The 21,726-nt window shown below is 55.2% G+C and carries 20 protein-coding genes and 1 other RNA gene; 15 read left to right on the forward strand and 6 right to left on the reverse strand.

The features are described 5' to 3' along the window. The 6 genes from WFL93_RS19695 to argO all read left to right on the forward strand — a co-directional run. Positions 1 to 164 (forward strand): transketolase-like TK C-terminal-containing protein (locus tag WFL93_RS19695; RefSeq protein WP_336778903.1); only part of this gene is annotated, 164 nt, incomplete at its 5' end. A 332-nt stretch (positions 165 to 496) separates the two neighbouring features. Next, entirely contained in the window at positions 497 to 1,516 is a 1,020-nt protein-coding gene (gene epd, locus WFL93_RS19700; protein ID WP_007890301.1) for an erythrose-4-phosphate dehydrogenase, read from the forward strand. Between the two features lie 51 nt (positions 1,517 to 1,567). After that, complete coding sequence (gene pgk, locus WFL93_RS19705) at positions 1,568 to 2,731, forward strand: phosphoglycerate kinase (RefSeq protein ID WP_007890300.1); 1,164 nt, start codon at positions 1,568 to 1,570, stop codon at positions 2,729 to 2,731. Between the two features lie 104 nt (positions 2,732 to 2,835). Continuing rightward, positions 2,836 to 3,915, forward strand: coding sequence for a class II fructose-bisphosphate aldolase (gene fbaA, locus WFL93_RS19710; RefSeq protein WP_007890299.1), 1,080 nt, complete (start codon positions 2,836 to 2,838; stop codon positions 3,913 to 3,915). Positions 3,916 to 4,103: 188 nt separating this feature from the next. Then, positions 4,104 to 4,979: a small-conductance mechanosensitive channel MscS gene (gene mscS, locus WFL93_RS19715; RefSeq protein ID WP_007890298.1), complete on the forward strand. Its 876-nt coding sequence runs from the start codon at positions 4,104 to 4,106 to the stop codon at positions 4,977 to 4,979. A 128-nt stretch (positions 4,980 to 5,107) separates the two neighbouring features. Continuing rightward, positions 5,108 to 5,731 carry an arginine exporter ArgO gene (gene argO, locus WFL93_RS19720; RefSeq protein ID WP_007890297.1) on the forward strand — a complete coding sequence of 208 codons (624 nt, stop codon included), beginning with the start codon at positions 5,108 to 5,110 and terminating at the stop codon, positions 5,729 to 5,731. On the opposite strand, the gene WFL93_RS19725 is transcribed toward argO, so the two are convergent. Then, the gene (locus WFL93_RS19725) at positions 5,728 to 7,986 is read right to left on the reverse strand and encodes an FAD-dependent oxidoreductase (RefSeq protein ID WP_442955898.1); all 2,259 of its coding nucleotides are present in this window, start codon (positions 7,984 to 7,986) and stop codon (positions 5,728 to 5,730) included. The genes argO and WFL93_RS19725 overlap by 4 nt on opposite strands. A gap of 57 nt (positions 7,987 to 8,043) precedes the next feature. On the opposite strand from WFL93_RS19725, the gene WFL93_RS19730 reads away from it, so the two are divergent. Then, positions 8,044 to 8,742: an IclR family transcriptional regulator domain-containing protein gene (locus WFL93_RS19730; protein WP_007890295.1), complete on the forward strand. Its 699-nt coding sequence runs from the start codon at positions 8,044 to 8,046 to the stop codon at positions 8,740 to 8,742. Here the strand turns inward: WFL93_RS19730 and WFL93_RS19735 are convergent. Then, positions 8,729 to 10,036, reverse strand: coding sequence for an MFS transporter (locus tag WFL93_RS19735; RefSeq protein ID WP_336778858.1), 1,308 nt, complete (start codon positions 10,034 to 10,036; stop codon positions 8,729 to 8,731). The two genes, WFL93_RS19730 and WFL93_RS19735, sit on opposite strands and share 14 nt — an antisense overlap. A gap of 219 nt (positions 10,037 to 10,255) precedes the next feature. Here WFL93_RS19735 and WFL93_RS19740 point away from each other — a divergent pair, with 219 nt between their 5' ends. Continuing rightward, on the forward strand, positions 10,256 to 10,984 hold the full coding sequence (locus WFL93_RS19740) for an oxidative stress defense protein (RefSeq protein WP_007890293.1): 729 nt from the start codon (positions 10,256 to 10,258) through the stop codon (positions 10,982 to 10,984). Positions 10,985 to 11,022: 38 nt separating this feature from the next. Here WFL93_RS19740 and WFL93_RS19745 read toward each other — a convergent pair whose 3' ends face one another. Next, entirely contained in the window at positions 11,023 to 11,928 is a 906-nt protein-coding gene (locus WFL93_RS19745; protein WP_007890292.1) for a LysR family transcriptional regulator ArgP, read from the reverse strand. A 181-nt stretch (positions 11,929 to 12,109) separates the two neighbouring features. On the opposite strand from WFL93_RS19745, the gene rpiA reads away from it, so the two are divergent. Continuing rightward, positions 12,110 to 12,769: a ribose-5-phosphate isomerase RpiA gene (rpiA, locus tag WFL93_RS19750; protein ID WP_007890291.1), complete on the forward strand. Its 660-nt coding sequence runs from the start codon at positions 12,110 to 12,112 to the stop codon at positions 12,767 to 12,769. A 279-nt stretch (positions 12,770 to 13,048) separates the two neighbouring features. After that, positions 13,049 to 14,287: a phosphoglycerate dehydrogenase gene (serA, locus tag WFL93_RS19755; protein WP_007890290.1), complete on the forward strand. Its 1,239-nt coding sequence runs from the start codon at positions 13,049 to 13,051 to the stop codon at positions 14,285 to 14,287. 34 nt (positions 14,288 to 14,321) lie between these two features. On the opposite strand, the gene WFL93_RS19760 is transcribed toward serA, so the two are convergent. The 3 genes from WFL93_RS19760 to zapA form a co-directional block, all read right to left on the reverse strand. Further along, complete coding sequence (locus WFL93_RS19760; protein WP_336778859.1) at positions 14,322 to 14,918, reverse strand: 5-formyltetrahydrofolate cyclo-ligase; 597 nt, start codon at positions 14,916 to 14,918, stop codon at positions 14,322 to 14,324. A 190-nt stretch (positions 14,919 to 15,108) separates the two neighbouring features. Next, a non-coding RNA gene (gene ssrS, locus WFL93_RS19765) (6S RNA) lies at positions 15,109 to 15,292 on the reverse strand. Between the two features lie 39 nt (positions 15,293 to 15,331). Next, entirely contained in the window at positions 15,332 to 15,661 is a 330-nt protein-coding gene (gene zapA / locus WFL93_RS19770) for a cell division protein ZapA (RefSeq protein WP_007890288.1), read from the reverse strand. A 170-nt stretch (positions 15,662 to 15,831) separates the two neighbouring features. Here zapA and WFL93_RS19775 point away from each other — a divergent pair, with 170 nt between their 5' ends. The 5 genes from WFL93_RS19775 to gcvT all read left to right on the forward strand — a co-directional run bounded on the left by WFL93_RS19775 (position 15,832) and on the right by gcvT (position 21,704). Then, positions 15,832 to 16,413, forward strand: a complete 582-nt coding sequence (locus tag WFL93_RS19775; RefSeq protein WP_008108255.1) for a YecA/YgfB family protein — start codon at positions 15,832 to 15,834, stop codon at positions 16,411 to 16,413. Positions 16,414 to 16,463: 50 nt separating this feature from the next. After that, on the forward strand, positions 16,464 to 17,786 hold the full coding sequence (pepP, locus tag WFL93_RS19780) for a Xaa-Pro aminopeptidase (RefSeq protein WP_007890286.1): 1,323 nt from the start codon (positions 16,464 to 16,466) through the stop codon (positions 17,784 to 17,786). Beyond that, positions 17,783 to 18,961 (forward strand): 2-octaprenyl-6-methoxyphenyl hydroxylase, encoded by a 1,179-nt coding sequence (gene ubiH / locus WFL93_RS19785; RefSeq protein ID WP_336778860.1) that lies wholly within the window; start codon positions 17,783 to 17,785, stop codon positions 18,959 to 18,961. Before pepP ends, ubiH begins: the two co-directional genes overlap by 4 nt. A 20-nt stretch (positions 18,962 to 18,981) precedes the next feature. Further along, positions 18,982 to 20,184, forward strand: coding sequence for an FAD-dependent 2-octaprenylphenol hydroxylase (gene ubiI, locus WFL93_RS19790; RefSeq protein ID WP_336778861.1), 1,203 nt, complete (start codon positions 18,982 to 18,984; stop codon positions 20,182 to 20,184). 422 nt (positions 20,185 to 20,606) lie between these two features. Next, on the forward strand, positions 20,607 to 21,704 hold the full coding sequence (gene gcvT / locus WFL93_RS19795) for a glycine cleavage system aminomethyltransferase GcvT (RefSeq protein ID WP_336778862.1): 1,098 nt from the start codon (positions 20,607 to 20,609) through the stop codon (positions 21,702 to 21,704). Positions 21,705 to 21,726 lie beyond the last annotated feature (22 nt).

Genomic DNA, 21,726 nt, shown 5'->3' on the forward strand with positions numbered 1-21,726 from the left:
CGATCGAAGCGGGTATCGCGGACTACTGGTTCAAATACACCGGCCTGAACGGCGCGATCGTCGGCATGACCACCTTCGGTGAGTCAGCGCCAGCGGATCAGCTGTTTAAAGAGTTTGGCTTCACCGTTGAGAACGTGGTTAAAACGGCGAAATCCATTCTGTAATAGGCGGTCGCCATGAATGGCGACCTTACAGGGCAGCTCAATTGAGCTGCCCTCGTTTTATCCGCTTTGTAACTTAAGGGTGAAACGGTTCAATTATTCCTGCAGTAATAATCCCTCAGCGCAAAATTTGTGACGCAGATCCAATATTCCGCCACTCAATTGATCGCAATCATTCCCGTTATTCCGCGCATGCATTACTCTAGCTGAACCGTTTCAGTTGTGAGTGAAAGATTGCATCTGGCCAGTGCTGACGGACAATAATTCCCTGTACAAAACGGTGTGAAACGCTCAGGCTAATCGGCACGTTTTTTCGGGTGTGGTTGAAGGTAGAGATGACCGTTCGCGTAGCAATAAATGGTTTTGGCCGTATCGGGCGCAACGTGTTGCGAGCCCTGTATGAAACCGGCCGCCGCGCCGAGATCACCGTCGTGGCGATTAACGAACTGGCAGACGCTGCCGGTATGGCGCATCTGCTGAAGTACGACACCAGCCACGGCCGGTTTGCCTTTGATGTGCGCCAGGAGCGCGATCAGCTGTTTGTTGGCGATGACACCATCCGCATCCTGCATCAGGCCGAAATTGATGTGCTGCCGTGGCGCGAACTGAATGTGGATATCGTGCTGGATTGTACCGGTGTTTACGGTAGCCGCGCCGATGGTGAAGCGCATCTGCAGGCGGGCGCGAAGAAGGTGTTGTTCTCACATCCGGGCGGCAACGATCTCGATGCCACCGTCGTGTTCGGCGTAAACGAACAGGCTCTTAAACAAACTGACCGCATTGTCTCCAACGCATCCTGCACCACCAATTGCATTATTCCGGTGATCAAGTTGCTGGATGACGCCTTTGGCATTGAGTCGGGCACTGTGACCACGATTCACTCGGCGATGCACGACCAGCAGGTGATTGACGCCTATCACAGCGACCTGCGCCGTACCCGCGCCGCCAGCCAATCGATCATCCCGGTAGATACGCGTCTTGCTGCTGGCATTACCCGTATTTTTCCGAAATTTAACGATCGCTTTGAAGCAATTGCGGTGCGCGTGCCCACCATCAACGTGACAGCCATTGATTTGAGCGTGTCGGTGCGCGAAGCGGTGAAGGCGTGTGAGGTCAATGCGTTGCTGCAAAACGCGTCAGAAGGGGCGTTTCGTGGTATAGTTGACTATACGGAATTACCGTTAGTCTCAGTAGATTTTAACCATGATCCGCACAGTGCCATAGTCGATGGCACGCAAACGCGGGTTAGTGGTCATCACCTTATCAAAACGCTGGTTTGGTGTGACAACGAATGGGGCTTTGCTAACCGCATGATCGACACCACGTTAGCAATGGCCGCAAGCGGTTTCAGGTAAGACGCGGACTGCGTCTGGCAAAACTTATGAGAATCAACGAGAGGGTTCACCATGTCTGTAATTAAGATGACCGATCTGGATCTTGCTGGTAAACGCGTTCTGATCCGTGCCGATCTCAACGTGCCAGTGAAAGAAGGGAAAGTGACGTCAGATGCACGTATTCGTGCTTCTCTGCCTACCATCGAAGCGGCGTTGAAACAGGGCGCGAAAGTGATGGTTACCTCTCACCTGGGTCGTCCGACCGAAGGTGAATACAACGAAGAGTTCTCCCTGCTGCCGGTTGTTAACTACCTGAAAGACAAACTGAACGGCACCAATGTCACCCTGGCGAAAGACTATCTCGAAGGCGTAGAAGTGGGCGCGGGTGAACTGGTGGTGCTGGAGAACGTACGCTTCAACAAAGGCGAGAAAAAAGACGAAGAAACCCTGTCGAAGAAATATGCCGCCCTATGCGACGTCTTCGTCATGGATGCGTTCGGTACCGCGCACCGCGCGCAGGCGTCGACTCACGGTGTGGGCAAGTTCGCACCAATCGCCTGTGCGGGTCCGCTGCTGTCAGCTGAGCTGGAAGCGCTGGGTAAAGTGATGAGCAATCCAGAGCGTCCGTTGGTTGCTGTGGTTGGCGGTTCTAAAGTTTCTACCAAATTTGATGTGCTGCAGTCGCTGGTTAAGATCGCCGACACCGTGATTGTGGGCGGCGGCATCGCCAACACCTTCGTGGCCATCGACAATAACGTCGGTAAATCTCTGTACGAGCCAGACTTCGTCGAAGCGGCGAAAAAGCTGCGTGACGAACACGGCATTCCGGTTCCTACCGATTCCCGCGTAGGCACGGAATTCTCTGAAACTGCACCGGCAACCGTGAAAAAGGTTTCTGAAGTGGCGGATAACGAAGAGATTATGGACTTCGGCGACGAAACCGCTCAGGCAATGGCAGCGATCCTGAAAGGCGCGAAAACCATCCTGTGGAACGGCCCGGTTGGCGTGTTCGAATTCCCGAACTTCCGTAAAGGCACCGAGATCGTGGCAAACGCCATCGCTGATAGCGAAGCGTTCTCTGTTGCAGGTGGCGGCGATACGCTGGCCGCTATCGACCTGTTCGGTATCGAAGATAAGATCTCTTATATCTCTACCGGCGGCGGCGCATTCCTCGAGTTCGTGGAAGGCAAAAAACTGCCAGCTGTTGCTATGCTGGAAGAGCGCGCGAAGCAGTAATTCTTTGGGGGCGGCGCTTTGGCGTCGCCTGAAGGCTAGCCCTTTCTTGGGCAATCAAATCGCAATCCCTTCGGGGATGAACGGTAACGAAACGGGACACAACCATGTCTAAAATTTTTGATTTCGTAAAACCCGGCGTTGTCACTGGTGACGACGTTCAGAAAATTTTCCAGGTAGCGAAAGAGAACAAATTCGCTCTGCCAGCAGTTAACTGCGTCGGCACGGACTCCATCAATGCAGTATTGGAAGCTGCGGCCAAAGTGAAAGCGCCGGTCATCGTTCAGTTCTCCAATGGTGGTGCTGCCTTCATCGCCGGTAAAGGTTTCAAAACCGATAAACCACAGGGCGCGGCAATTTTCGGCGCTATCGCGGGTGCTTACCATGTGCATCTGATGGCGGAACAATACGGCGTGCCAGTTATCCTGCACACCGACCACTGCGCGAAGAAACTGCTGCCGTGGATCGATGGTCTGCTGGATGCGGGTGAAGAGCACTTCAAGAAAACCGGTAAGCCGCTGTTCTCCTCACACATGATCGACCTGTCTGAAGAGTCACTGGAAGAGAACATTGAGATCTCTTCTAAGTATCTGGCGCGCATGGCCAAGCTGGATATGACGCTGGAAATCGAACTGGGTTGCACCGGTGGCGAAGAAGACGGCGTGGACAACAGCCACATGGACGCTTCTGCACTGTACACCCAGCCAGAAGACGTTGATTACGCTTACACCGAGCTGAGCAAAATCAGCCCACGTTTCACCATCGCTGCTTCCTTCGGTAACGTGCACGGTGTGTACAAGCCAGGCAACGTGAAACTGACCCCAACCATCCTGCGTGATTCTCAGGAATACGTAACCAAGAAACACAATCTGCCGCATAACGCGCTGGACTTCGTGTTCCACGGTGGTTCAGGTTCTTCTGCTGCAGAGATCGAAGAGTCTATCGGCTACGGCGTGATCAAGATGAACATCGATACCGATACCCAATGGGCAACATGGGACGGTATTCTGCAGTACTACAAAAAGAACGAAGACTATCTGCAAGCGCAGTTGGGTAACCCTAACGGCGTAGATAGCCCGAACAAAAAATACTACGATCCACGCGTATGGCTGCGTTCTGCTCAGGCATCAATGGTTGTTCGCCTCGAGCAAGCTTTCAAAGAGCTTAACGCTGTCGACGTACTGTAATTTTTCCTTACAGTACAAAAAAGGCCCGAAAGGGCCTTTTTTTATGCGTCTCATCTGGAAAAGCCCGTAAATTCAGGCCATTTTTGGCGCTTCGCTCCATTATTGTTTACCCTTGTAGTCGGAGTGTCGGAGTCAATCTGGCAGTTTTTTGCATTTTCCTGCGGGAAACTCACTAACAGGGCTAACAAATGGAAGACTTAGATGTCGTTAATGGCATTAACAGTGCCGGTGGATGGCTGGTACGCAATCAGGAACTGATCCTGAGCTATGCGGTAAATATTGTGGCGGCAATCATTACCATCATTATCGGTATGTTCATCGCCCGCATCATCTCTAATGCGATTAACCGCGTGCTGCTGGCGCGTCATATTGATGCCACAGTGGCCGATTTTCTCTCTGCCATGGTGCGTTACGGCATTATCGCCTTCACCATTATTGCCGCACTGGGCCGCGTCGGGGTGCAAACCGCGTCGGTGATCGCCGTGCTGGGTGCCGCCGGTTTGGCCGTCGGTTTGGCATTGCAAGGTTCGCTGTCGAATCTCGCGGCGGGCGTACTGTTGGTTACCTTCCGTCCGTTCAAAACCGGTGAGTTTGTTGATCTCGGCGGCGTGATGGGCACCGTACAGAATGTGCAGATTTTCTCTACCACGCTGAAAAGCGCCGATGGCAAAATCGTGGTGGTGCCAAACGGTAAAATCATCGCCGGCAATATCATTAACTATTCGCGTGAGCCGATCCGCCGTAATGAATTCATTATTGGCGTGGCCTACGATGCGGATGTCGATCAAGTGATTGCGCTGTTCAAGGAAGTGGTTGAAGCGGATGAGCGCGTATTAAAAGATCTGGGCATCCAGATTGGCCTGAATGAACTGGCTGCATCGTCGCTCAATTTCGTGGTGCGCTGCTGGAGCAAAAGTAGCGATCTGCAGAACGTCTACTGGGATCTGATGAAGAACTTCAAACGTACGCTGGACGCGAACGGCATCGGTATTCCTTACCCGCAGATGGATGTGCATCTGCATCAGGTGAAGAGCGAGCAACAGCTGCCCGCCCGCACCGAGTAACTGAGCAAGGCACCTGCGGGTGCCTTTCTTATTAATTAAGCTAATACCCAATTAATTTTTTCAATTTCCTCTAATAACCTCGCGTCACTATACTGCACAGCATCTCCCCAATATTCAGGAATATCGCTGTGTTATCTGTTTATTTACAAGGGCTTGCTTTAGGTGCTGCGCTGATTCTGCCGCTAGGTCCGCAAAACGCTTTCGTAATGAATCAAGGCATTAAGCGCCACTACCATCTGATGACCGCTTCGCTCTGTACCCTTAGTGATATTGCGCTGATCTGCGGCGGCATTTTTGGCGGTAGCGCGTTGCTCAATCAATCACCGATGTTGCTGATGCTGATTACCTGGGCGGGCGTAGCGTTTCTGCTGTGGTATGGCTGGGGTGCGCTGCGCAGTGCCTGGCAAGGTGATGTGTCGCTAACATCTGACGCGGAGTTGAAGCAGGGGCGCTGGCGCATCATCGCCACTATCCTTGCGGTCACCTGGCTTAATCCGCATGTCTACCTCGATACCTTTGTGGTGCTCGGCAGCCTCGGCAGCCAGCTGCCCTCTGCGGATGCACGCCGCTGGTTTGCTCTGGGCACCGTAAGTGCATCGATCATCTGGTTCTTCGGCCTGGCTTTGCTGGCGGCATGGCTATCACCGCGCCTGCGTACCGTACGGGCGCAGCGGATTATCAATCTGTTAGTCGGCGGCGTGATGTGGTTTATCGCCATTCAGCTGGCGCGTCAAGGCATGGCTGCCTTTTAATCCAGATGCAGGCCATACAGTGCAGGCAGCGCGCCTGCACTGGCCAGCAGCTCGAGCCGAATCTGCTGGAAGGTCACATCCTGCGGAACCCGGTGATGGCAAAGCGAGTGGTGATTCTCCGTCACCTCGGCCAGCAACTTCTCATCCAGCCACAGGCGATAATGCGTGGTGCAGTGCGGCGTAACCGCCTGCGCATGGCCCATCTGCACCGTTTCCATTGCATGATCAAAATCGTTATCAAACAGCAGGGTGATCTGGCGGGCCTGCTGCGGCTGCGGCCATTGCCAGCTGACGCTGGGATGCGGGTCATCCGGTGCGGGTACCCAGCAGTTGGTGTGCTGTTCCGGACGTAACTTGCCGTTGAGCAGATAGTCGCGGTGCCACAACTGCAGCGGCGTTTCCAGCGCAAAGGCCAGCAGGATTTGCTGTGGCGCTCGGCGCGGCAGCCAAAAATCAAACTCGTCGACGCCGTAAGCGCCATCGTTAATTTGACGCGTGCGTTTCGCCACGCGCGGGTTAAGGCTATTGAACACCATCATGACACCCGGCAAGCGCTGGCTGGTGAGCGCTATCTCAATCGCTGGATTTTCTGCGAAAGTGATAAACAGATAGCGATCGCAATCAGCGAGGTAATCAAAGCTCAGACGATAAGCGCCCTGATCGTTGACCTCAATATGCTGCGTGGCGATCGGGCGGTCGCCGCAGGTATTGGCAGGATTCTCGCTGGTAAGCAGCGATACCTGCAGTTTCTGCGTCTGTGCGGCACGCAGTTGCACACTGATCGTTGGCAAGCGCTCACCGGCTTTCAACGGCAGCAGTAGCGCACAGCGTGATTGCAGGGGTTGCCAGCCAGCATCGGCGGGCAGGGCGCGGAGTTCAAAAGTACTGCTGACCGTGACGTGCGCATTGCGCGCCGGATTCTCTAGCCGATGTCGCGGGATAAACGCGCCGGCGCGCAGCAGATGCTGCTGCAACTGCCCCACGCGCTCCGGCTGTGCCAGTTCGGCGGGGGCGATCTGCTGTTGCTGGCAGAGCGCCGCCGCGCGACCCACGGCTTCACCCAGCACGCCGCAGGTGCACATCACGCGTGCGCTGCCAAAAGCGACGTGAGTGGCGGAGATGAGCCGGCCAGTTAACAACAGATTATCCAGTGATTGGCTGTACAACGCGCGGAATGGAATGGTGTAGGTGCCTTTGCTGTGAAACTGGCGGCAGCCATCGTGCTCGCTGTATACGCCATCGGCTGGATGCAGATCAATCGACCAGCCGCCATACGCGACCGCATCGTAATGATCGCGCTGCTCGATAATATCCTGCTGGCAGAGCAGGGTATCGCCGAGAAAACGCCGACTTTCGCGCTTGCCGGGAATCAGGCCAACCCATTCGAGGGTGAGGTTGTCGGCATCGGGGAATTCGCCGGAGTTTTTGATGTAATCCCACACGCCCCAAACGATTTTCCACAGCTCCCATTTGATGGTTTCACTTTCATGCACGGTATCAAGCCGTCCGCCCCATTCCAGCCACCATAAGTCGCAGCCGTTCAGTGCTGAGTTTAGGCGTTTATAACGCGGAATCGCGGTGATCTCTTTTAGCGCGAAAGAGGGCGGCACGAAGCGCACCGGCTGTGAAGTGCGCTTGGTGTAGAAGTAGATCGAGTGTCCGAGCTTGTGACCGAAATTTTCGCCCGGTGCCATCTTCTCGCCGAACTCTTCAATGGATTCTGCTCCCACGCGATGCGCCGCGCCAGCCAGATAACCTAACACGCCATCGCCGCTGGCATCGATAAACTGCGCCGCCGAGACGTGATACTGCGTTTGATTAATGGCGTTAAAAGCCCGCACCGCATGCAGGCTGCGGCCGGATTTTTCGATGTCGGTAACCACGGTGTTAAGCAGTAACGTTAGACCGGTCTGCGACTGCACGATATCCAGCAGCACCATATCGAACAGCACCGGATTTCCTTCTTTATTGCGCCACAGGTTCTCCTCCATGATGTCGCCCATGATACCGCCTTCGCGCGCCCAGCGATTATTATTACCCATGTGCGAGGTGGCGCCATTGGCCCACAAACGCACTTCGCTGGAGGCGTTGCCGCCTAATACCGGGCGATCCTGTATCAATATTACGCTAAGGCCATCACGCGCGGCGGCCAATGCCGCACACACGCCCGCTAATCCACCGCCAGCAATCAGTAAGTCCGCATGTAATCGCTGCTGCGGAAAGTGACGCGCATTTTGCGAAGAGAAAGTTTGCATCATTTCATTCCTCTAACTCTAAGGCTAAGATTGAGTTTTCCCCGCCGCAGGTGATCTATGTCTTCTCAACCCAACCAAAGCCTGATCGACGGTATTCGCTGCCTGCAATATCTGGTCTCCAGCGATAAAGCCGTGGGCTGTCGCGAACTGGCGCGTCAGATGGGGATGAACAGTACGCGCGTTAATCGCCTGCTGATGACCATGGCTTCCATCGGATTGACGACGCAGGATGAGCACCGGCGCTATCTGCCCGGTCCCGGCATTCACGCGCTGGCTGCGCAGGCGATTCGCGGCTCCTCGCTGTTTGCTCAGGCGCTGCCGCAGCTGGAAATGCACGCGCCGCGCGACATTGTGGTGGCGCTGGGCGTGCTGTGGGAAGATCAGGTGATCTATATCTGGCACTCCGAGCCGGGTGAGCGCACCAACGCCAGCCAGGCGCTGGCGGGTTTCCGCATGCTGCCTGCGTGGCAGTCGGTGATTGGCGTGTCGTTGCTGGCCGCCGAAAGTGATGAGGTGCTGCGCCCGCGTTTTAGCGATGAACAGTGGCAGCACATTGCGCCGCTGCTGGCACGCAAGCGTGCGGCAGATCATCTGATTTGGCATCGTGATGACGGTGAAATCAGCATGGCGCAGCCGATTAATCACAATCGCGCGGCGCTGGCCTTTGCCAAAATCTGGCAGCACGATGAGGCGCATCTCGCGCAGCGCTTGCAACAGCTGCAATCGCTGGCGCAGATAGTTGTCAGCCCGCGCTAACATGGTCGATTTTCCCGACGATAAGCAGATAGCTGCAGATGCCAATCGCGGCCAGAACCGCAATAAATGCCAGTGCTGGCGCGAAGTTGTTGCCATCAATCAGCGCGCCGATGGCAATCGGCACGACGATCGATGACAGCGCGCCGGTAAAGTTAAACACCCCACCCGCCAGTCCAATCAAATGACGCGGCGCCAGCGCCGTCACAAACACCCAGGTGATCGTTGCCAGACCGTTACCGAAGAACGCCAGCGACATAAACAGAATGATCAGCGCGGAATCATCGGTGTAATTGGCACCCAGGATAAACAGCGTCAGGAACAGGCCAAGAATCACCGGCAGCTTACGCGCCACGCTGGCGGACACGCCGCGTCGTATCATACGATCTGAGGCAAAGCCGGCCAGCAAAACTCCGCAGAAGGCGGCGAAGTAGGGCACTGAGGCGACATAGCCGCTTTTGATGAATCCCATATGGCGATATTCCACCAGATAGGTCGGGAACCAGGTGAGAAAGAACCAGAAGGTGGCAGAGATGGTGAACTGACCAATATAGATGCCGACCAATTTGCGGCTGCTGAACATCTGCGCCAAATCGCTCCAGCGCGCTTGCGGTGATTGATTCTTATGCTGACTCTCCAGGAGCGCACCGTTACTGCGCAGGTAGTTCAGTTCAGCGTCGGACACACCTTTATGGTGGTTTGGTTCGCGGTAGAGCCAATACCACACCAGCGACCAAATCATGCCCGCCAAACCGGTAATCAAAAAGAGTCCGCGCCAGCCAAACGCAGCCTGCACATGAAACAGCAGCGGTGTCATGCAGGCCAGGCCAACAAACTGCGCTGAAGAGTAGATACCAATGGCGCTGGCGCGCTCCCGTTCCGGGAACCAGCTGGAGATCACCCGATTGTTGGCGGGCATCACTGGCGCTTCAAACGCGCCCACGCCGAGCCGCAGGCCAAATAGCGCAGTAAAACTGTTGGCAAGCGCATGCAGCGCGGTGATTAAAGACCAGACGAACAGACCAACGCCATACACCACGCGCGCGCCAAGGCGATCAATCAGGAAGCCGCCGGGGATCTGCAGGGCGGCGTAAATCCAGCCGAACGCTGAGAAGATCAACCCCATTTCCAGCGGCGTGAAGCGCAGCTCTCCGGCCATTTCCGTGGCGGCAACCGACAGGTTAGTGCGATCCATATAGTTGATGATGATGTTGATAAACACCAGGCCGAGCATCAGAAAGCGCGTACGTCCGGCGGGAAGGCTGGCAGCGGTTTGGCTCAGCGGCTGTTCTGTCATAATGCAACTCTCCCGAATGCAGGGGTGTTTCTTTAATAGAAACGTTTAAGTGAGGTTTCGGCCAATCTGTTCATTAAAATTTGCGATCGCGGCCAGGTTTAAACCGCAGCATGCCCGAACTTTTAGTCAGTTTAAAAATCAGATAAGCACACATGTTAATGTGTTTTAGGTTTAGCCATAGTGGCGACCTGTAAATTGAATCCCTCAAGGAGGACTTTCGTGAAACTGAAAGCACTGGCGCTGGCCGCCGTAATGAGCACCGGCGCACTGTCCGGTTTAGTCCACGCGGGTGAATTACCAAATGGACCGCATGTGGTGACGTCAGGACAGGCAAGCGTTGATGCCACGCCCGATATCGCCACGCTCGCTATTGTGGTGAATGTTTCGTCGAAAGACGCGGCGGAAGCGAAGAAACAGGCTGATGACCGCGTGGCGCAATATTTCGATTTCCTGCAAAAGAATGGCATCGAGAAAAAAGATATTGATGCGGCAAACCTCAGCACCCAGCCGGAGTATGACTACACCAAAGAAGGCAAATCGGTGCTGAAAGGTTATCGTGCGGAGCGTCAGGTACAGGTGACGCTGCGTCAGCTGGATAAGCTGAACGAGCTGCTGGATGGCGCGCTAAAATCCGGCCTGAATGAAATTCGGTCGGTAGAGTTGGGTGTGGCCAATCCTGACAGCTATAAAGAGAAGGCGCGTAAAGTGGCGATTGCTAACGCCACGCAGCAGGCCAATGCGCTGGCTGAAGGCTTCAACGCTAAACTGGGTTCGGTCTACAGCATTCGTTACCACGTTGCTAACTACCAACCAATGCCGATGGCGCGGATGTACAAAGCCGCGGCAGCGCCGGCTGACACCACCGCACAGCAAACTTACGAGCAGCAGAGCATTCACTTTGACGATCAGGTGGATGTGGTGTTCGAGATTAAACCGAATACGCCGTAAGGCTTTGAGTCAGGTCGCCGTTTATGGCGACCTGATCATTATGCAGGCAAAACATCCTGGCGCAGCACGCGATGTCCGTGCGCAATCAGCGCATCCGTAACGCTGCGCATCAAACGGCTTTCTGGGGCAAAACGGTGCCAGTACAGCATGCGTCGCTGATACAAACCTGGCGTCAAATCTACCAGCTCACCTTGCGCCAGCTCGCGCTCAATCTGCAGATGCGGAATCATACAGCACACCGAACCTTGGCGCGCCAACTGCACAAAGGCTTCTGACGAGTTAACGATGTGGCAGGGCACGCTGCCTGGCGACAGGTCAAAGTTCTGCTGCAAAAACGCCTGATGCATATCATCTAAATGATCAAATGCTACCGCCGGTGCTTTCAGCAATGCGGAGCGGGTCACGCCGTTGGGGAAATAACGTGCGGCGAAATCAGGCGAAGCGCAGAACAGATAGTCGAGCGCACCCAGCTGATCAACCAAACAGCTTGGCAGGGGTTGTGGCTGAATACTCACCGCGCCAACCACTTCACCGCGACGCAGACGTTCCTGGGTGCGGGTTTCATCTTCTACCTGCAAATTCAGGCGCACCGGCGAATCGGCCAGCACATCTTTCAGGGCGGGCAGCAGCCAGGTTGCCAGACTGTCGGCGTTAACCGCCAGCGACAGCAGCAGCGGCGTGGTACCGCCGTTATCGTCACCCAGCCACTCCTCTTCCAGCAGCTCAACCTGATGCAATAACGCCAGCAGTTTTTGTCCCTGTTCGGTGGGGCGCGGCGGCACGGTGCGCACCAGCAGCGGCTGACCGAATAAATTTTCCAGCTGTTTAATACGCTGCGAAACCGCAGATTGCGTAATACAGAGTTTTTGCGCGGCGCGCTCGAAGCCGCGCTCGCGAATCACAGCATCCAGCGCCTGAAGCGTTCGATAATCCGGGCGTTTCATTGTTGTTCTCTCTCGTTCAGGGTGGACGTTACTATGCCATAAAACGCTCAAATTGTGCTGTGGCGCTTTTTTGCGGGCTGGCTTCCAAAGACGTAAATCGGCTGTTCAACAGTCGCGCTTTTTTACGACGCCTTGTTTTATACTACGCGCACTTCGATGTCGCACAGGTTTTAAACATACCATGACCCAGGATGAACTGAAAAAAGCGGTAGGTTGGGCAGCGCTGCAGTACGTAGAGCCCGGCACGGTGGTTGGCGTGGGAACGGGATCCACTGCCGCGCATTTCATTGATGCGCTCGGCACCATGAAGAATCAGATTGAAGGCGCGGTTTCCAGTTCGGAAGCATCGACAGAAAAACTGAAAGCTTTAGGTATCCACGTCTTCGATCTCAATGAAATTGACGAACTGTCGGTTTATGTGGATGGCGCAGATGAAATCAATCCGCAGATGCAGATGATCAAAGGCGGTGGTGCAGCGCTAACGCGTGAGAAAATCGTTGCGGCGGTCGCAAAAAAATTCGTCTGTATTGCTGATGCATCGAAAGAAGTTGATGTGCTGGGGCACTTCCCGCTGCCGGTTGAAGTCATTCCCATGGCGCGTTCCTTTGTGGCTCGTGAACTGGTGAAGCTGGGCGGCTTGCCGGAGTATCGCCAGAACGTCATCACCGATAACGGCAACATTATTCTCGACGTGCATAATCTGCGGATTCTTGATCCTATCGAGCTGGAAAAAACCATTAACGCGCTGCCGGGCGTGGTGACCGTGGGTCTGTTTGCCGGACGAGGTGCTGACGTCGCGCTGATTGGCACCGCTGACGGCGTAAAAACCATCGTAAAATGATCTGTCCGGCGCCCGACATGCGCCGGTTATTTCCATCCGCAAAACATCTTTTCTCGCCAGGCTGAAATTTGGTGACTTATGTCACAAAAGATTCATCAGCAGTGGGTTCGTACTCCGTCCAACATAGATGCCACGATTTTGTACGGCATTGTGCTGCCTCCGCGTGGGCGCGTGCTGGCACGCAGGCAATCGTTTGTATTGCTGCGCACGAAATTTTTGATATTTTGACAGAAGGCTACCTTATGGTAGTCCTCATTGAATTCTGAATAGGGTCGGGAAATGGCAAAGGTATCACTGGAAAAAGACAAGATTAAGTTCCTGCTGGTGGAAGGCGTTCACCAGAGTGCGCTGGAAAACCTGCGGGCAGCAGGCTACACCAACATCGAGTTTCACAAAGGGGCGCTGGATGCGGAGTCGCTGAAATCCTCCATCCGCGATGCGCACTTCATTGGTATCCGTTCCCGTACCCAACTGACTGAAGAGATCTTTGCTGCCGCTGAAAAGTTGGTTGCAGTTGGCTGCTTCTGTATCGGTACTAACCAGGTTGATCTTGCTGCTGCGGCGAAACGCGGTGTGCCGGTGTTTAACGCACCGTTCTCCAACACCCGCTCCGTTGCTGAGCTGGTGATTGGCGAAATGCTGCTGATGCTGCGCGGTATTCCGGAAGCGAACGCCAAAGCGCACCGAGGCATCTGGAATAAAGTTGCCAACGGCTCATTCGAAGCGCGTGGCAAGAAACTGGGCATCATTGGTTACGGCCACATCGGCATGCAGCTGGGTGTGTTGGCAGAAAGCTTGGGTATGCACGTGTTCTTCTACGATATCGAAAGCAAACTGCCGCTGGGTAACGCCACGCAGGTTCGCCACCTTTCCGATTTGCTCAATATGAGCGATGTGGTTAGCCTGCATGTGCCTGAAACCCAATCCACGCAGAATATGATCGGTGCTGAGGAGCTAGCATTAATGAAGCCGGGCTCGCTACTGATTAATGCCGCGCGCGGTACCGTGATTGATATCCCGGCGCTGTGTGAAGCACTGGCGAACAAACATCTGGCTGGTGCCGCTATCGACGTGTTCCCGGTCGAGCCGGCGACTAACAGCGATCCGTTCAACTCTCCGCTGTGCGAATTTGACAACGTGATTTTGACTCCGCACATTGGTGGTTCAACCCAGGAAGCGCAGGAAAACATCGGTCTGGAAGTGTCTGGCAAACTGGCGAAATACTCAGACAACGGTTCTACGCTGTCTGCGGTCAACTTCCCGGAAGTTTCGCTGCCAATGCATGCAGCGAGCGCCAGTCGTCTGCTGCATATCCATGAGAACCGTCCAGGTGTGCTGACGGCTATCAACCAGATCTTTGCTGAGCAGGGCATTAACATTGCCGCGCAGTATCTGCAAACCACGCCAATTATGGGCTACGTGGTGATCGATATTGACGCGACAGAAGAGGTGGCGGATAAAGCGCTTCAGGCAATGAAAGCCATTCCGGGCACCATTCGCGCCCGTCTGCTGTACTAATCAATCAGGGCGCCACTGGCGCCCTTTTTTCTGCTTACGTTTCCCATTGCCACAGTTTTGATGGCGTCAGTATCGCCGGCAGCGGGACGTCCCATGCGGCGACGGGAAGTGTATCCACGCGCTGGCAATCATGCGCAATGCCCACCGGAAGAAAACCGTGCTGCTGCCAGTTTTGCAGCGTGCGATCGTAGAATCCGCCGCCCATCCCCAAACGTTGGCCCTGGTGGTCAAACGCTACCAGCGGCACCAGCATCACATCTAATTGGTCCAGCGGGGACAGCTGCGTGATATCTAACGGCGGCTCGGGAATACGCAGTTTATTTGGCGTGAGCGCGCTCGCGGGCGTATAGCGGATAAACAGCAGATTGCCTGGCGAGAAGGGGTGCAGCACGGGTAGATAAACCTGCTTTTTTTGCTGCCACAGTTTGGCGATCAGCGGGCGGGTGTTGATTTCACCATCGACAGACAAAAACAGCGCGATGCGTTGGGCATTGGCGATCGGTGCGATATTGATGGCGTGTTCAGCCAGCTGATCGGCGGCCTGTTCTTGCTGCTCAGCCGTGAGATTACGGCGCAAATGGCGCACATGCTGACGGATGTCTTGACGGTCGAGAAAGGAGGGTGCTGACATGATATCCCCGGCAGAGTGGGCTGTTGCAAGCCACTATATCATGCGAACCGGGGGATTCGCGTCATACTTCAATCTGCAGCCGCGTTGGCTGCTCTCGTTCACCCGAATCACTTACTTAAGTAAGCTCACTGGGATTCTCTCGATTGCCGCCTTGCTGCAGACTGAATTATTTAGCGAGTAAAACTAAGTGGAGATCTCCGAGATGCCGCCGCAGGCTGTAACCCTTGAACCCTTGGTTCAAGGTGAACATGCCGTCACAACTATTAGGCTTCTCGGACGGACCGAGCATGCGCACAAATTGTGGAGCGTCACATTCTGTTGGTATGAAATATCGGCTCAGGGGACTGGCCCGCTTGCAAACATCTCAGAGAAAATTTACTTCACCGTCACTCTAGCATGAGGACCATGAAGTGTTATTCAAAATTAGGGCCCTGGCGGTCAGTTATGCGACCTTGCTCAACTAACGCTTGTTCAATGGTCTGCTGCAGCATGCGGATACGTTGTTCCATGTTTGCTGCATAGTCGCGCGTCTTACCTTTCTCTTGTGCCAGCTCGTGGCAGATGTTTAACGCGGCGATGAACACCAGTTGCTCTGTATTGGTGACTCTAGTGCGAACTTTTAAATCTTGCAACCGTTGATTGAGATCCTCTGCGGCCAGATTCAGCGCATCTTGCTGTTCAGGCGGACAATTCACTCTCAATGAACGACCAAAAATTTGAATATCTACTGGTTGTGCAGACATGCCACCATCCTGACTGATTACTTCGATCGCATCTCCCTTACCGGTCAATGGGTTGGGAGGTGCGAAACTATATATACCCGAGTTATAAGTTACAACCCCTTTTCTGGAAACCCAGAGGCACCTGGTGGTAGCATAACACGAACTTATTCCGCCAACGACGACCAAAGCTTATGTCTTTACAGAACGCAACGCCTAGTTACAACGCGCTGGCCGCGGCCCTTTCTCAGCAGGGCGTGGGCATGACGCCGGCCGAAATGCACGGACTCCTTTCCGGAATTCTGTGCGGTGGCAATCAGGATACCAGCTGGAAAACCATGGTTCACGATCTCACCAACGAAGGCATGGCGTTTTCGCAGAGCCTGTCTCAGCCGTTACAGGCGCTGCACGAGAGCCTGGCGACCACGCTGGAAGACGAAGGCTTTATGTTCCAGCTGATGTTGCCGGAAGATGATGACATCACGGTGTTCGATCGCGCCGATGCGCTGGCCGGCTGGGTCAATCACTTCCTGCTAGGTTTGGGCGTTACGCAGCCTAAGCTTGAGAAAGTAACCGGCGAAACCGGTGAAGCGATTGACGATCTGCGCACCATCGCGCAGCTCGGCTATGACGAAGATGAAGACCAGGAAGAGCTGGAGCAGTCGCTGGAAGAGGTGATCGAGTACGTGCGTGTTGCCGCCTTACTGTGCCACGACACCTTCACGCGCCAGCATCAGCCAACGGCACCTGAAGTACAGAAACCTACGTTACACTAAGCGCGTCAATGCGGGTACGTTGTGGCCCGTCTTCAACAGGGAGTGCAAACATGATTACTCTGGAAACGTTCCAGCAACGTCGTCAGGCGCTGATTGCCCGCATGGCGCCAGGCAGTGCCGCTTTGATTTTTGCTGCACCTGAAGTGACGCGCAGCAACGATACTGAATATAACTTTCGGCAAAACAGTGATTTCTGGTACTTCACCGGTTTTAACGAACCGCAGGCGCTGCTGGTTTTAATCAAAAGCGATGACAAGCACAATCACAGCGTGTTGTTCAATCGTGTGCGCGATCTGACCGCGGAAATCTGGTTTGGTCGCCGCCTTGGCCAGGATGCCGCTCCGGCCAGGCTGGGTGTCGATCGTGCTTTGCCGTGGGATGACATTGATGAGCAGCTGCACCAACTGCTTAACGGCCTTGATGTGGTTTATCACGCGCAGGGCGAATACGCCGAAGCCGATCAACGGGTGTTTAGCGCGCTGGAAAAACTGCGTCGCGGCTTCCGCCAAAATCTTAGCGCACCGAATACGGTTACTGACTGGCGTCCGTGGGTGCATGAGATGCGCCTGTTCAAAAGCGCGGAAGAGATTGAGATTCTGCGCCGTGCCGGAAAAATCAGCGCACTGGCGCATACCCGAGCGATGCAAACCTGCCGTCCGGGCATGTTCGAATATCAGCTGGAAGGCGAAATTCACCACGAATTCAATCGCCACGGCGCGCGTTTCCCCTCTTACAACACCATTGTCGGTGCTGGCGAAAACGGCTGCATTCTGCACTACACCGAAAACGAATGTGAAATGCGCGATGGCGATCTGGTGCTGATTGACGCTGGCTGTGAATTCCACGGCTACGCGGGCGATATCACCCGCACCTTCCCGGTCAACGGTAAGTTCAGCGAGCCGCAACGTGCCATCTACGACATCGTGCTGGCCTCGCTCTACAAAGCGCTGTCGATGTTCCGTCCGGGTATCAGCATCCATGATGTTAACGACGAAGTGGTGCGCATCATGATTACCGGCCTGGTCGACCTCGGCATTCTGGATGGCAATATCGATACGCTGTTTGAAGAGCAGGCACACCGCCCGTTCTTTATGCACGGTTTAAGCCACTGGCTGGGGCTTGATGTGCATGACGTGGGACATTACGGCACGCCGAGCCGCGATCGCACTCTTGAGCCGGGCATGGTGCTAACCGTTGAGCCTGGCTTGTATATCGCGCCAGATGCCAACGTGCCGCCGCAATATCGTGGCATTGGTATTCGCATTGAAGATGACATCGTCATCACGGCGGACGGCAACGAAAATCTCACCGACAGCGTGGTGAAAGACGCCGATGCGATTGAAGCCCTGATGGCGGCGGCACGTCAGGCATGAGCATTTTAATTGCTGGCGGCGGTATGACCGGCGCCACCCTGGCGCTGGCGATTTCGCACCTGACGCAAGGTCAGCTGCCGGTAACGCTGATTGAGCGTAGCCAGCCCGATAGCCGTGCACATCCCGGCTTCGATGGACGCGCGATTGCCCTGGCGGCGGGCACCTGCCAGCAGTTAGCCGATATCGATGTGTGGCGCTCGCTGGCGGATTGCGCCACGCCTATTACTGATATCCACGTCTCCGATCGCAGCCATACCGGTTTCGTCTCGCTCAAAGCGCAAGATCACCAGTTGCCCGCACTGGGTCAGGTCGTGGAACTTTTCGATGTCGGCCAGCGTTTGTTCCAGCGTTTGCAACAGGCACCGGGCATCAGCGTGCGCTGCCCGGATCACGCCACGGCGGTGTCACGTAGCGCCGATAGCGTGCAGGTTACACTCAACAGCGGTGAGCAATTAACCGGTGATTTACTGGTGGCCGCCGATGGATCGCGATCGCCTTTAGGCGCATCCTGCGGTATGACCTGGCAGCGTGACGACTATCATCAGGTAGCGGTTATCGCCAATGTGTCGACCCAGCTGCCGCATCAGGGACGCGCATTTGAGCGTTTTACCGAGCATGGCCCGCTGGCGCTGTTGCCGATGTCCGGTAACCGCATGTCATTGGTGTGGTGCCATCCGCTTGACGCGCAAGCAACGATTAAACAGTGGGATGACGCGACCTTCCTGCAAGAACTGCAGCAGGCATTTGGCTGGCGCCTTGGGCGCTTTACGCACGCGGGGCAACGCGAGCTTTATCCGCTGGCGCTGCAAACCGCCGAACGTCAGGTCACACATCGGCTGGCGCTGGTAGGCAATGCGGCGCAAACGCTGCATCCGATTGCCGGACAAGGCTTTAACCTTGGCCTGCGCGATGTGATGTCGCTGGCAGAAACGCTGGCGGGCGCATGGCGTCAGCAGCAGGACCCAGGCAGCTACGCGGTGTTGCAGCATTTTGCCGCGCGGCGTCAACCCGATCGTGCCGCCACCATTGGCGTCACCGACGGTTTAGTCAAACTGTTTGCTAACCGTTATGCGCCATTAGTGGCGGGACGAAATCTTGGGCTGGTGGCAATGGACCATCTGCCATGGCTGCGAAACCCACTTGCCGCGCGAACGCTCGGCTGGGTTAAGCGTTAAGCACCAATTAAGGGGCAGCAATGCAAACATTCGATGTGGCAATCGCCGGTGGCGGCATGGTGGGCTTGGCCGTCGCCTGCGGATTACAGGGCAGCGGCTTACGCGTTGCCGTGCTGGAAAAAGCACCCGAGCCACAATTTGATCCGGCGGCTAACGCGTCGATTCGCGTCTCCGCCATCAACGCTGCCAGTGAACGTCTGCTGCAAAAGCTCGATGTCTGGTCGAGCATTCTGGCCCTGCGCGCCAGCGCCTATCACGGCATGGAAGTGTGGGATCAGGACAGCTTCGGCTCCATCAGTTTTGATGATGAGCAGCAGGGCCTGTCGCATCTCGGTCATATTATTGAAAACGAAGTGATTCATAGTGCCTTGTGGCAACGAGCCAGCAACAGCAGCGACATCACGCTGTTCGCTCCGGCGCAGTTGCAGCAGGTGGCATTTGGCGACAACGAAGCCTTCATTACCTTGCAGGATGGCAGCATGATGAGCGCGCGTTTGCTAGTTGCTGCTGACGGCGCTAATTCGTGGCTGCGTGACAAAGCCGATATCCCGCTGACCTTCTGGGATTACGAGCATCATGCATTAGTGGCAAATATCCGCACCGATATGCCGCATGATGCCATCGCGCGTCAGGTATTCCACGGCGATGGCATTCTGGCATTTCTGCCGATGCAGGATCCTCATCTCTGCTCGATCGTTTGGTCGCTCTCGCCGCAGGAAGCGACGCGCATGCATTCAATGCCGGAAGCGCTGTTCAACCAGCAGCTGTCGGTAGCGTTTGATATGCGTCTTGGCCTGTGTCAGGTCGAGAGCGAGCGCAAAACCTTCCCGCTGACGGCGCGTTATGCGCGTAACTTCGCCGCGCACCGTTTGGCGCTGGTTGGCGATGCCGCACACACCATTCATCCGCTGGCCGGGCAGGGCGTCAATCTTGGCTTTATGGATGCGGCCGAACTGATTGGTGAAATTCGCCGTCTGCACCAGGAAGGCAAAGACATTGGTCAGCATCTCTATCTGCGTCGCTATGAACGTAGCCGCAAGCACCGCGCGGCGATGATGCTGGCGGGGATGCAGGGGTTTCGCGAGCTATTTGCCGGCACGCATCCGGCGAAAAAGCTGTTGCGTGATGTCGGCCTCAAGCTAGCCGATACTTTACCGGGCGTTAAACCGCTGATGCTGAAGCAGGCTATGGGGCTCAACGATCTACCCAGCTGGATACGTTAATTTTTTCCGCTGACGGCGCCCAACTGGGCGCCGTTTTTCTTTGCTGCACCGCCATGATGCAGCACTGCACCGCAATCGCGCCTCGTTTGATTTATTCTAATTTCACCCCTTAATTCGCATTAGATTAATTCATGTTATGGCAATGCGAACACCGGACCATTTCTTAATCCTGCGGTGTCTATTCCTTCATTTTGCTGCATGAAAGTAATTTAGTCGTATTTTGTGCGAGGCTAATCACAATAATGCAGTGATTTATGCTGGTCGCTGTTCGGTGCTTCGTTGAAAGATGGTAGTGTTTCACCCTCGTTTTCCTCATGGTTAATTGCCGCATTAGGTGATAACTTCAGCACAAAGAGAACGTTTGCGTCAGCCAGCAAAGGCGACGCAGGCGCGTCACACTCACTTGTTTTCACAGGATGGTTATGACTCAGCAAACGCCTCTATTCGAACAGCATCAGGCATGTGGTGCACGCATGGTGGATTTCCACGGTTGGATGATGCCGCTGCATTACGGCTCGCAAATGGATGAGCATCACGCGGTGCGTAACGATGCCGGCATGTTTGATGTTTCCCACATGACCATCGTCGATCTACGCGGCGCACGTACCCGCGAATTCCTGCGTTATCTGTTAGCCAACGATGTCGCTAAATTGACCCAGCCGGGCAAAGCACTTTACACCGGCATGTTGAATGCCTCCGCTGGCGTCATCGATGATTTGATTGTTTACTTTATGAGCGAAGATTTCTTCCGCCTGGTGGTGAACTCCGCCACGCGTGAGAAAGATTTGGCGTGGATTAAACAGCATGCACAACCGTTTGGCGTCGAGCTGACCGAGCGTGACGATCTGGCGCTGATTGCGGTGCAGGGCTCGAACGCGCAGCAAAAAGCGCAAACGCTGTTCAGTGCCGCTCAGCGTGACGCCGTTGCTGGCATGAAGCCGTTCTTTGGCGTGCAGGCAGAAAACCTGTTCATTGCTACTACCGGCTACACCGGCGAAGCGGGCTACGAGATTGCTATGCCTGCCACTGAAGCTGCCGCTTTCTGGCAGCAGCTGTTAGCTGCAGGCGTTAAGCCGGCGGGTCTGGGTGCGCGTGACACGCTGCGTCTGGAAGCGGGCATGAACCTGTACGGCCAGGAGATGGATGAAGGCGTGTCGCCGCTGGCTGCCAACATGGGCTGGACCATCAGTTGGGAACCTGCCGACCGCGATTTCATCGGTCGTGACGCACTGCAAGCGCAGCGCGAAAAGGGCACCGAGAAGCTGGTTGGTCTGGTGATGACCGAAAAAGGGGTGCTGCGTAACGGTTTGACTGTGCGTTTCACCGATGAACAAGGTCAGCCGCAGCAAGGTATTATTACCAGTGGCTCCTTCTCGCCAACGCTGGGTTACAGCATCGCGCTGGCACGTGTGCCAGCGGGGATTGGCGAGCAGGCGATTGTGGAAATCCGCAACCGTGAAATGCCAGTGAAAGTGACAAAACCGATTTTTGTTCGCGCCGGTAAGCCGGTCGCCCAGTAATTTTTTTCAGGAGAAATGGCCA

This window comes from Pantoea sp. USHLN256, assembly GCF_037149875.1.
GTDB classification, from domain to species: Bacteria; Pseudomonadota; Gammaproteobacteria; order Enterobacterales; family Enterobacteriaceae; genus Pantoea; species Pantoea nemavictus.